Origin of the sequence: Enterobacter sp. 22466, assembly GCF_052044775.1 — a bacterium.
GTDB classification, from domain to species: Bacteria; Pseudomonadota; Gammaproteobacteria; order Enterobacterales; family Enterobacteriaceae; genus Enterobacter; species Enterobacter dissolvens.
Map to the genome: position 1 here is coordinate 339017 of NZ_JBQENX010000005.1, position 9976 is coordinate 348992.

7 protein-coding genes, 1 tRNA gene and 2 rRNA genes are annotated in these 9976 nt (G+C 52.4%); 7 read left to right on the forward strand and 3 right to left on the reverse strand.

Translation table 11 applies throughout. The annotated features are described in order from the left end of the window. The first annotated feature begins 79 nt into the window (after positions 1 to 79). From ACTJJI_RS15840 to ACTJJI_RS15870, 7 genes are all read left to right on the forward strand, one after another. Positions 80 to 1219, forward strand: a complete 1140-nt coding sequence (locus ACTJJI_RS15840) for an efflux RND transporter periplasmic adaptor subunit (protein ID WP_192544686.1) — start codon at positions 80 to 82, stop codon at positions 1217 to 1219. Between the two features lie 11 nt (positions 1220 to 1230). Beyond that, positions 1231 to 4347: an efflux RND transporter permease subunit gene (locus ACTJJI_RS15845; RefSeq protein ID WP_014833503.1), complete on the forward strand. Its 3117-nt coding sequence runs from the start codon at positions 1231 to 1233 to the stop codon at positions 4345 to 4347. Positions 4348 to 4646: 299 nt separating this feature from the next. Further along, positions 4647 to 4868 carry a lipoprotein gene (locus tag ACTJJI_RS15850; RefSeq protein ID WP_013099001.1) on the forward strand — a complete coding sequence of 74 codons (222 nt, stop codon included), beginning with the start codon at positions 4647 to 4649 and terminating at the stop codon, positions 4866 to 4868. 488 nt (positions 4869 to 5356) lie between these two features. After that, positions 5357 to 6382, forward strand: a complete 1026-nt coding sequence (locus tag ACTJJI_RS15855) for an amino acid ABC transporter substrate-binding protein (protein WP_046888999.1) — start codon at positions 5357 to 5359, stop codon at positions 6380 to 6382. A gap of 67 nt (positions 6383 to 6449) precedes the next feature. Beyond that, positions 6450 to 7631: an amino acid ABC transporter permease gene (locus ACTJJI_RS15860; RefSeq protein ID WP_118283307.1), complete on the forward strand. Its 1182-nt coding sequence runs from the start codon at positions 6450 to 6452 to the stop codon at positions 7629 to 7631. Between the two features lie 9 nt (positions 7632 to 7640). Beyond that, positions 7641 to 8744: an amino acid ABC transporter permease gene (locus tag ACTJJI_RS15865; RefSeq protein WP_014833506.1), complete on the forward strand. Its 1104-nt coding sequence runs from the start codon at positions 7641 to 7643 to the stop codon at positions 8742 to 8744. Positions 8745 to 8751: 7 nt separating this feature from the next. Then, entirely contained in the window at positions 8752 to 9510 is a 759-nt protein-coding gene (locus ACTJJI_RS15870; RefSeq protein WP_014171880.1) for an amino acid ABC transporter ATP-binding protein, read from the forward strand. A gap of 106 nt (positions 9511 to 9616) precedes the next feature. Here ACTJJI_RS15870 and rrf (ACTJJI_RS15875) read toward each other — a convergent pair. The 3 genes from rrf (ACTJJI_RS15875) to rrf (ACTJJI_RS15885) form a co-directional block, all read right to left on the reverse strand. Next, positions 9617 to 9732 (reverse strand): 5S ribosomal RNA (gene rrf / locus ACTJJI_RS15875). 43 nt (positions 9733 to 9775) lie between these two features. Next, positions 9776 to 9851: transfer RNA gene (locus ACTJJI_RS15880), tRNA-Thr, on the reverse strand. 14 nt (positions 9852 to 9865) lie between these two features. Further along, a 5S ribosomal RNA gene (gene rrf, locus ACTJJI_RS15885) occupies positions 9866 to 9976 on the reverse strand; the annotation flags it as partial.

The following is a 9976-nucleotide window of genomic DNA, read 5'->3' on the forward strand; positions in this document are numbered from 1 at the left end:
TCTACATTTTTTGTTTTTGTCCCCTGCCCTGTCACCGATTCACGGAAATATCGGTTAATGGGTGTTTAAAGGAACAGTAATGACGAATCATTTCAGACGCTTACCCTTAACCGGTTTTATTGTCTGCGCCGCACTGCTTACTGGATGCGATGGGCAGGAAAACCAACAACATCAACCGCAGCCTCCTCAGGTGAGTGTACATATTGTTAAAAGTGCCCCCCTGGATGTCACTACAGAGCTTCCTGGCAGAACCGATGCGTTTCGCGTTGCGGAAGTGCGTCCTCAGGTTAGCGGCATTATCCTGCGTCGCAATTTCACCGAAGGCAGCGATGTCAAAGCTGGTCAGTCACTTTATCAGATCGATCCCGCCAGCTATCAGGCGGCGTATGACAACGCACAAGGGGAGCTGGCGAAAGCCCAGGCGGCAGCCAATATTGCGCACCTGACGGTGAAACGTTATCTCCCGCTCGTGGGCACACAGTATGTCAGTAAGCAGGAATACGACCAGGCCGTCGCGACGGCTCAGCAGGCGGATGCCAGCGTCGTTGCCGCAAAAGCAGGGGTTGAAAGCGCACGCATCAACCTCGCCTATACCAAAGTCACCTCTCCCGTCGATGGTCGCATTGGTAAATCCAGCGTGACCGAAGGGGCGCTTGTTACCAACGGCCAGGCAAACGCCCTGGCAACGGTACAGCAGCTGGATCCGATGTATGTCGATGTCACCCAGTCCAGCAATGATTTTATGCGTCTGAAGCAGACAAGCCTGCAAAAAGGTGAGACCACCAGCACCGTCGAGCTGTTGATGGAGAATGGTCAGCCTTATCCGCTAAAAGGGACGCTGCAGTTTTCCGACGTGACGGTTGATGAAAGCACCGGCTCCATCACCCTGCGGGCGATTTTCCCGAATCCCCAGCACCTGCTGTTACCGGGCATGTTTGTACGCGCCCGCATTAATGAGGGTACACAGCCGAATGCGATTCTGGTTCCCCAGCAAGGCGTGACCCGCACACCGCGTGGGGATGCAACCGTCCTGATTGTTAACGCCAAAAACCAGGTCGAGTCACGCACCGTCGTTGCACCCCAGGCCATTGGCGATCGCTGGCTGATCACGGAAGGACTGAAAGACGGTGACCGCGTGATTGTCAGTGGGTTACAAAAAGTCAGGCCTGGGGCTACCGTCGTCGCCACACCCGATACCTCTACGACTCCAGCCGGTTAAGGAACGACGACATGGCTAATTTCTTTATCCAGAGGCCGGTTTTCGCCTGGGTTCTCGCCATCATTTTGATGATTGCTGGTGGGCTGGCGATCCTCAAACTGCCCGTCGCGCAGTATCCGACTATCGCCCCACCCGCGGTTGCCATAACCGCGACCTATCCCGGCGCAGATGCCCAGACGGTGCAGGATACCGTGACGCAGGTTATCGAACAGAACATGAACGGCGTCGATAACCTGATGTATATGTCATCCACCAGCGACTCTGCAGGTAACGTCACCCTTACCCTGACGTTTGAGTCAGGTACAGACCCGGACATCGCGCAGGTTCAGGTCCAGAACAAACTTCAGCTCGCCATGCCGCTGTTGCCGCAGGAGGTCCAGCAACAAGGGATCGGCGTTAAAAAAGCCAGCAGCAGCTTCCTGCTGGTTGCCGGCTTTGTTTCCGACAATAAAAACCTCTCGCAGGACGACATCTCTGACTATGTCGCCTCGAATGTGAAAGATGCGATTAGCCGAACCACGGGGGTGGGTGATGTTCAGCTGTTTGGTGCCCAGTATGCGATGCGTATCTGGCTCGACAGCAACGCAATGAACAAATATCAGCTGACGCCGCTGGACATTATTAATCAACTGAAAACCCAGAACGATCAGATTGCGGCAGGCCAGTTAGGTGGCACACCGTCTGTACCGGGCCAGCAGCTGAACGCCTCGATCATTGCGCAAACCCGCCTGAAATCACCGGAAGAGTTTGGCCGCGTGACGCTGAAGGTGAACCAGGACGGCTCGATGGTGCATTTGAAGGACGTGGCACGCATTGAACTGGGTGGCGAAAACTACAATATGGTGACCAAAATCAACGGGCAGGCTGCAACTGGCCTGGGGATTAAGCTGGCAACCGGTGCAAATGCGCTGGATACGGCTGCAGCCATCAAGAGCAAGCTGGCCCAGCTACAGCAATTCTTCCCACAGGGTCTGAAGGTGGTTTATCCGTACGACACCACACCGTTTGTGAAGATCTCGATTCACGAAGTGGTGAAAACCCTGTTTGAAGCGATCATTCTCGTCTTCCTGGTGATGTATCTGTTTCTGCAAAACCTGCGCGCGACGCTTATCCCCACTATCGCGGTGCCGGTTGTTTTGCTGGGAACCTTCGCGGTGCTGGCGGCATTCGGGTTCTCCATCAATACCCTGACGATGTTCGGGATGGTGCTGGCAATAGGCTTGCTGGTTGATGATGCCATTGTGGTCGTTGAGAACGTCGAACGCGTGATGGTAGAGGACAAACTGCCGCCAAAAGAGGCGACACAGAAGTCGATGGAACAGATCCAGGGTGCTCTGGTGGGGATTGCCATGGTGCTCTCGGCGGTCTTTATTCCGATGGCATTTTTCGGTGGTTCAACCGGGGCCATCTATCGCCAGTTTTCACTGACCATCGTTTCGGCAATGGCCCTCTCCGTGTTGGTCGCCCTGATCCTGACCCCCGCGCTGTGCGCCACCCTGCTTAAACCGGTATCCGGCGATCATCACGAAAAAAAAGGCGGTTTTTTTGGCTGGTTTAATGCGCTTTTTGACAAGAGCGTGGAGCATTACAGCAACAGTGTGAGCGGTATTTTACGCAAGACCGGACGCTATCTGGTGGTTTACATCATTATCGTCGGTGGCATGGCGGTACTGTTTCTGCGTTTACCCACCTCCTTCCTGCCCGAAGAGGACCAGGGCGTATTTATGACGATGGTTCAGCTTCCGGCCGGTGCAACCCAGACGCGCACGCAGCAGGTTCTCGACCAGGTACAGAACTATTACCTGAATAACGAGAAGGCCAACGTCGAATCCGTCTTTACGGTAAATGGTTTTAGCTTTAGCGGTCAGGGCCAGAACGCCGGAATTGCCTTCGTCAGCCTGAAACCCTGGGAAGCGCGACCGGGCGCGGAAAATAGCGTTGAAGCAATTGTTGGCCGCGCGACAAAAGCCTTCAGCCAGATAAAAGACGGTCTCGTATTTCCGTTCAACCTGCCTGCGATTATCGAGCTGGGAACTGCAACAGGCTTCGACTTTGAACTGATTGACCAGGCAAATCTGGGCCATACCCAGCTGACTCAGGCACGGAATAAATTGCTCGGACTGGTGAAAGCACACCCTGACATGCTGGTACGCGTGCGCCCCAACGGTCTGGAAGATACCCCTCAGTTTAAACTGGATGTCGACCAGGAGAAGGCTCAGGCGCTGGGTATCAGTCTTTCTGATGTCAACCAGACCATTTCGACGGCATTAGGGGGAACCTATGTAAATGACTTTATCGATCATGGACGGGTGAAAAAAGTGTATGTTCAGGCCGATGCGCGCTTCCGTATGCTGCCCGGGGACATCAACAACCTCTATGTACGCAGCGCGAATGGCGAAATGGTGCCTTTCTCCGCCTTTAGTACCTCTCGCTGGGTATACGGTTCCCCTCGCCTGGAGCGTTACAACGGAGTGCCATCCATGGAGATTATCGGTGAGTCTGCACCCGGTAAAAGTACCGGAGAGGCAATGGCACTGATGGAGAGTCTTGCTGCAAAACTGCCTTCCGGCATCGGCTTTGACTGGACAGGAATGTCTTATCAGGAGCGACTGTCCGGAAACCAGGCACCTGCCCTGTATGCCATTTCACTGATTGTGGTGTTCCTGTGCCTGGCTGCCCTTTACGAAAGCTGGTCCATCCCATTCTCAGTGATGCTGGTGGTGCCGTTGGGGGTCATTGGGGCCCTTATTGCGGCATCGTTACGTGGCTTAAATAATGACGTCTATTTCCAGGTGGGTTTGCTGACAACGATTGGTTTGTCGGCCAAAAACGCCATTCTGATCGTCGAGTTTGCTAAAGATCTGATGGAAAAAGAGGGTAAAGGCATAATCGAAGCCACGCTTGAGGCCTCAAGGATGCGCCTTCGCCCAATTCTGATGACCTCGCTGGCCTTTATTCTCGGCGTTATGCCGCTGGTGATCAGCACTGGTGCCGGGAGCGGTGCGCAAAACGCAGTCGGGACAGGGGTAATGGGAGGCATGCTTTCTGCGACGCTTCTGGCTATCTTCTTCGTGCCTGTTTTCTTTGTTGTTGTCCGAAGACGGTTTACCCGCCACAAAGCGTGTTGAATACCTGAAAGGCACCGCGGGTGCCTTTTTAATTCTCAATATAAACAGTGAATTAGGTTTTATATTTGTCAGCCTTAAAAATCACTCGTTTGCATTAAGTAAAAATCTCATATTGCCACTCCATAATTTCTCCATTAATTCGCTCTGACTAAAGGCTTTTCTCCACGATGTTTACAAACCACATAATTTGAGATTATTCCTCGTGTAACGCGGGCTTACCCCGGTGGTAAAATAAGCTCCAGTTCGTTAATGGCCCTCCTGGCTTTATAGCGAATGCGAAATAATACTGAGGTAACATCATGAAAAGATTCATTTCCGTTGCACTACTCGCTGCGCTGCTGGCTGGATGCGCGCACGACTCTCCATGTGTACCGGTATACGACGATCAGGGCCGACTGGTTCATACCAATACCTGTATGAAAGGCACCACTCAGGATAACTGGGAAACAGCAGGTGCTATCGCCGGCGGTGCTGCCGCTGTAGCGGGCTTAACGCTGGGTATTGTTGCCCTGACCCGGTAACGCCAGTGGCGTAACATACCTTGTGAAAGCGCGGCGTTGTCCGCGCTTTTGCTTTTAAATAGTGCAGTATTTTCAGATAAGTAAAAAAATAGCCCTGCTTTTATGCCTGGAAATTATTTCAGACTGAAGTCAATCACATTTTTTTCCTGCATCTTATTAAGTTTCATATTCTATCGTGATGATTTTCACCTATTAATCCCATTTATTACCCTGCCAATATTCACTTCAGAAACCATCTTTCATTTTAATCTCTCCGACAGGCAAACTTTTGCTCTGATTTGTGGCACAGGTTGTAATTTCGCACCGTTTCGGGGCGCTCGATTTATTTAAGCCTGTCTACACTCAGCATTAAGCGTTCACTTATCACTTATTTTGTCGAGCGCAAAACCTGGCATTACGTTTGCTTTATAAACGTTGGCCAACGCCACAGACGGGTAAAAGTGTTTAAACACTTCAATAACGATAAATTTAGCCACACAGGATGCATTATGAAAAAGACGATGATAGCCAGCCTGACCGCTGCGGGCATGTTGTTTGCTGTTGCGGGTCAGGCCCATGCGGGCACGACGCTGGATGCCGTTAAAAAGAAAGGTTTTGTTCAATGCGGTATTAGCGATGGTTTGCCTGGCTTCTCTTATGCCGATGCGAACGGCAAATTTACCGGTATCGATGTTGACGTCTGCCGGGGCGTCGCCGCTGCCGTTTTTGGTGATGACAGCAAAGTAAAATATACCCCGCTGACGGCAAAAGAACGTTTCACCGCGCTGCAGTCCGGCGAAGTTGACATGCTCTCACGTAATACCACCTGGACCTCCTCCCGTGACGCGGGCATGGGGATGTCTTTCACCGGTGTCACCTATTATGACGGCATCGGTTTCCTGACCCACAATAAAGCGGGCCTGAAAAGCGCCAAAGAGCTGGATGGTGCGACCGTTTGTATTCAGGCAGGTACCGATACTGAACTTAACGTCGCGGATTATTTCAAAGCGAACAACATGAAGTACACGCCGGTGACATTCGATCGCTCTGATGAATCAGCCAAAGCGCTGGAATCCGGCCGTTGCGATACGCTGGCTTCTGACCAGTCGCAACTCTACGCGCTGCGTATCAAGCTGAGCAACCCGGCAGAGTGGATTGTCCTGCCTGAAGTGATCTCCAAAGAGCCTCTTGGGCCCGTCGTTCGCCGTGGCGACGAAGACTGGTTCTCTATCGTTCGCTGGACCCTGTTTGCCATGTTGAACGCAGAAGAGATGGGCATCAGTTCGAAAAACGTCGATGAGAAAGCCGCCAAACCATCCACCCCGGATATGGCACACCTGCTGGGCACGGAAGGCGATTTTGGCAAGGATCTGAAGCTGGATAACAAGTGGGCGTACAACATCATTAAACAGGTAGGCAACTACGCTGAGATCTTTGAGCGCAACGTAGGCTCGGAAAGCCCGCTGAAGATCAAACGCGGCCAGAACAATCTCTGGAATAACGGCGGTATTCAGTACGCACCGCCAGTACGTTAAGTCTTAGCTGTAACGGGCACTGCGAACGCAGTGCCCACTCCAGAGTCATGGTTACCGAGGTTTCTTTATGTCCCATCGCCGCTCCCCCGTAAAAGGATCGCTATCCTTTTCTCATCCCGCGGTCCGCGCCTGGCTATTCCAGATTATTGCCATTCTTGCGGTTGTTCTTATCGCCATTTATTTGATTCATAACACGGTTACCAATCTGAATAATCGCGGTATTACCTCCGGCTTTGCTTTTCTGGATCGCAGTGCGGGTTTTGGCATTGTTCAGCATCTTATTGACTATCAGGAAGGCGATACATACGGACGCGTGTTCCTGGTCGGTTTACTCAATACACTGCTGGTATCTGCACTGTGTATTGTGTTTGCGTCTATTCTGGGCTTTTTTATTGGCCTTGCTCGCCTCTCAGAAAACTGGCTGCTGCGAAAGCTGTCCACCATTTACATTGAGACGTTCCGTAATATCCCGCCACTGCTACAGATCTTTTTCTGGTATTTCGCCGTACTGCGTAACCTTCCTGGTCCACGTCAGGCTGTCGATGCCTTCGATCTGTTTTTCCTGAGCAACCGTGGTCTCTATATTCCTTCACCTGAACTCGCAGAAGGGATGTATGCTTTTATCGCCGCGATCATCATCGCGCTCGCCCTCTCTGCCGGGCTATTTCGCTTTAACCGCAAACATCAGATCAAAACCGGGCAGCTTCGCAAGACATGGCCCATTGCGGCGCTCCTGATCATCGGTCTGCCGCTACTGACACACTGGCTATTTGGTGCCGCGTTACACTGGGATGTGCCACATCTGCGGGGCTTTAACTTCCAGGGCGGGATGGTGTTAATTCCTGAACTGGCGGCCCTGACGCTGGCCCTTTCCATTTATACGTCCGCGTTTATCGCCGAAATTATTCGGGCGGGGATCCAGGCAGTTCCGCATGGACAGCACGAGGCAGCCCGCTCCCTGGGGTTACCTCATACGGTGACGCTTCGACAGGTCATTATTCCGCAGGCGTTACGGGTCATCATTCCGCCCCTGACCAGCCAGTACCTCAATATTGTCAAAAACTCGTCGCTGGCGGCCGCTATTGGCTACCCGGATATGGTGTCACTCTTCGCCGGCACCGTGCTTAACCAGACCGGACAGGCCATTGAAACCATTGCCATCACCATGTCTGTCTATCTGATTATCAGCCTGGCGATCTCACTGCTGATGAACCTGTATAACCGTCGTATAGCACTGGTCGAGCGCTAAGGAACTATGATGACTAAAGCGATATTGTCGCACTCCTCGCGTCCTGCCCACTCGACAGGTGGACGTTTTATTCTCTGGGCGCGTAAGAATCTGTTCTCCAGCTGGAGTAACAGCCTGCTGACGATTGTTTGCCTGTGGCTTATGTGGGAGTTGATCCCGCCACTCGTTAACTGGGCTTTCTTGCAGGCTAACTGGGTTGGTTCAACCCGGGCAGACTGTACCAAAGCAGGGGCTTGCTGGGTGTTTATCCACGAGCGTTTTGGTCAGTTCATGTATGGGTTGTATCCACACGAACAGCGCTGGCGGATTAATCTGGCGCTTGTCATTGGCCTGCTCTCCATCGCCGTCATGTTCCTGAAAACGCTACCGCAACGCGGACGGTACATCGCCTGCTGGGCGGTGGTGTATCCGGTTGTTGTGTGGGTACTGCTGTACGGTGGTTTTCTGGGGCTGGAACGCGTGGAAACCCGACAGTGGGGCGGGTTAACGCTGACGCTGATTATTGCTTCTGTGGGGATCGCAGGCGCACTGCCATGGGGCATTCTGCTGGCACTTGGGCGTCGCTCAAAAATGCCCGTTGTCCGCGTGCTTTCCGTTATTTTCATTGAGTTCTGGCGTGGTGTACCGCTTATCACCGTTCTGTTCATGTCTTCAGTCATGTTGCCACTATTTATGGCAGAAGGCACGACGATAGACAAACTGATCCGTGCCCTGGTGGGGGTCATTCTGTTCCAGTCCGCCTACGTTGCGGAAGTAGTACGTGGTGGTCTGCAGGCATTACCTAAAGGACAGTATGAAGCAGCGGAATCACTCGCACTCGGCTACTGGAAAACACAGGGGCTGGTCATCCTCCCGCAAGCGCTCAAGCTGGTTATCCCGGGGCTGGTGAACACCATCATCGCCCTCTTCAAAGATACCAGCCTGGTAATCATCATCGGATTGTTCGATCTCTTTAGCAGCGTGCAGCAGGCAACGGTTGACCCTGTCTGGCTTGGCATGTCCACCGAGGGTTATGTCTTTGCTGCTCTGATCTACTGGATCTTTTGTTTTAGCATGTCGCGCTATAGCCAGCATCTGGAAAAGCGCTTTAACACCGGGCGTACACCGCACTGAGGAAATTATGAGCCAAATTACAATGACACCCGCCGACGCGATGATTACGCTGGAAAACGTGAATAAATGGTACGGGCAGTTTCATGTCCTGAAAGATATCAACCTTAAGGTCAAGCAGGGCGAACGTATTGTACTTTGCGGCCCTTCCGGGTCAGGGAAATCGACAACCATTCGCTGCATCAATCACCTTGAGGAACATCAGCAGGGGCGTATTGTTGTGGATGGTATCGAGCTGAATGAAGATATTCGCAATATCGAACGCGTGCGTCAGGAAGTCGGGATGGTGTTTCAGCACTTTAATCTGTTCCCCCATCTGACGGTACTGCAGAACTGTACGCTTGCGCCGATTTGGGTACGCAAAATGCCGAAAAAGGAAGCTGAAGCGTTAGCGATGCACTATCTGGAACGTGTACGTATTGCTGAACACGCCAATAAATTTCCAGGACAGATATCGGGTGGCCAGCAGCAGCGTGTGGCAATCGCCCGTTCCCTGTGCATGAAGCCCAAAATTATGCTGTTTGATGAACCAACTTCAGCGCTGGATCCAGAGATGGTAAAAGAAGTTCTGGATACCATGATTGGGCTGGCGCAATCCGGAATGACTATGCTGTGTGTAACTCACGAAATGGGGTTCGCCAGAACCGTGGCTGACCGGGTGATCTTTATGGATCGAGGTGAAATTGTCGAGCAGGCGCCGCCGGATGAGTTCTTTGCCCATCCTAAATCAGAACGTACGCGCGCTTTCCTGTCGCAGGTGATTCATTAATCGTTTGTTATGCCGGGTGGTGGCTTCGCCTTACCCGGCCTACGCTGTGTGCAGTGTAGAAATGCAAAAAGGCCATCCTTTCGGATGGCCTTTTCACTTAATTGATGTCTGGCAGTTCCCTACTCTCACATGGGGAGACCCCACACTACCATCGGCGCTACGGCGTTTCACTTCTGAGTTCGGCATGGGGTCAGGTGGGACCACCGCGCTAAAGCCGCCAGACAAATTCTTTTACTTCTTGCCGAACTTTAACCTAAGTATAAAGTGGTGCTGATACCCAGAGTCGAACTGGGGACCTCACCCTTACCAAGGGTGCGCTCTACCAACTGAGCCATATCAGCACACTAAATTTGATGCCTGGCAGTTCCCTACTCTCACATGGGGAGACCCCACACTACCATCGGCGCTACGGCGTTTCACTTCTGAGTTCGGCATGGGGTCAGGTGGGACCACCGCGCTAAAGCCG